General features: G+C 47.4%; 1 protein-coding gene. It reads right to left on the reverse strand.

Translation table 11 applies throughout. From position 1 onward, the window contains the following. Positions 1–1,191: an elongation factor Tu gene (gene tuf / locus ACHEVO_RS13415; RefSeq protein WP_057758488.1), complete on the reverse strand. Its 1,191-nt coding sequence runs from the start codon at positions 1,189–1,191 to the stop codon at positions 1–3. Between the last annotated feature and the right edge of the window lie 21 nt (positions 1,192–1,212).

A 1,212-nucleotide genomic window follows, 5' to 3' on the forward strand; every position in this document is an offset into this window, starting at 1 on the left:
TTAGTTCAATACGTTAGCAACAACACCAGCGCCTACAGTACGGCCGCCTTCACGAATAGCGAAGCGAAGACCTTTGTCCATAGCGATTGGGTGGATAAGCTCTACGCCCATCTCAACGTTATCACCAGGCATTACCATTTCAGTACCATCTTGTAATTGGATTGCGCCAGTTACGTCAGTAGTACGGAAGTAGAACTGTGGACGATAGCCGTTTAGGAATGGTGTGTGACGACCACCCTCTTCTTTTGACAATACATATACTTCAGCGTCAAACTTGGTGTGAGGAGTGATTGAACCTGGCTTAGCAAGTACTTGGCCACGTTGTACGTCTTCACGCTTAGTACCACGTAGTAGTACGCCACAGTTTTCGCCTGCACGACCTTCGTCAAGCAGTTTACGGAACATCTCTACACCAGTACAGGTGGTTTTTTGAGTGTCACGGATACCAACGATTTCGATCTCGTCGCCAACTTTAACGATACCAGATTCAACACGGCCTGTTACTACAGTACCACGACCTGAGATTGAGAATACGTCTTCGATTGGCATTAGGAATGCTTTGTCGATGTCACGCTCTGGCTCTGGGATGTAGGTGTCTAGTACGTTTAGTAGTTCTACAACAGCTGGTTGGCCGTATTTTTCTTCTGAGCCTTTTAGGGCTTCAGTAGCAGAACCTTTAACGATAGGAGTGTCGTCGCCTGGGAAGTCATAGTCGTTCAATAATTCACGAACTTCCATTTCTACTAGCTCTAACAATTCTTCGTCATCAACCATGTCACATTTGTTCATGAATACGATGATGTACGGTACGCCAACCTGACGTGAAAGCAAGATGTGCTCACGAGTCTGTGGCATAGGGCCGTCAGTTGCAGATACTACTAGGATTGCGCCGTCCATCTGGGCAGCACCAGTGATCATGTTTTTAACATAATCGGCGTGACCTGGGCAATCTACGTGTGCGTAGTGACGGCTGTCTGTGTCATATTCTACGTGTGAGGTGTTGATCGTGATACCACGTGCTTTTTCTTCTGGTGCTGAGTCAATAGACGCGTAGTCTTTGGCTTCGCCACCAGAGGTGATTGCAGCTACGGTTGCGATTGCAGCGGTAAGGGTTGTTTTACCATGGTCAACGTGTCCGATTGTACCGACGTTGACGTGTGGCTTGTTACGTTCAAACTTGGCCTTTGCCATGGGTATTTCCTCTTTTTTTGG

This window comes from Psychrobacter nivimaris, assembly GCF_043419765.1.
Taxonomy (GTDB): Bacteria; Pseudomonadota; Gammaproteobacteria; order Pseudomonadales; family Moraxellaceae; genus Psychrobacter.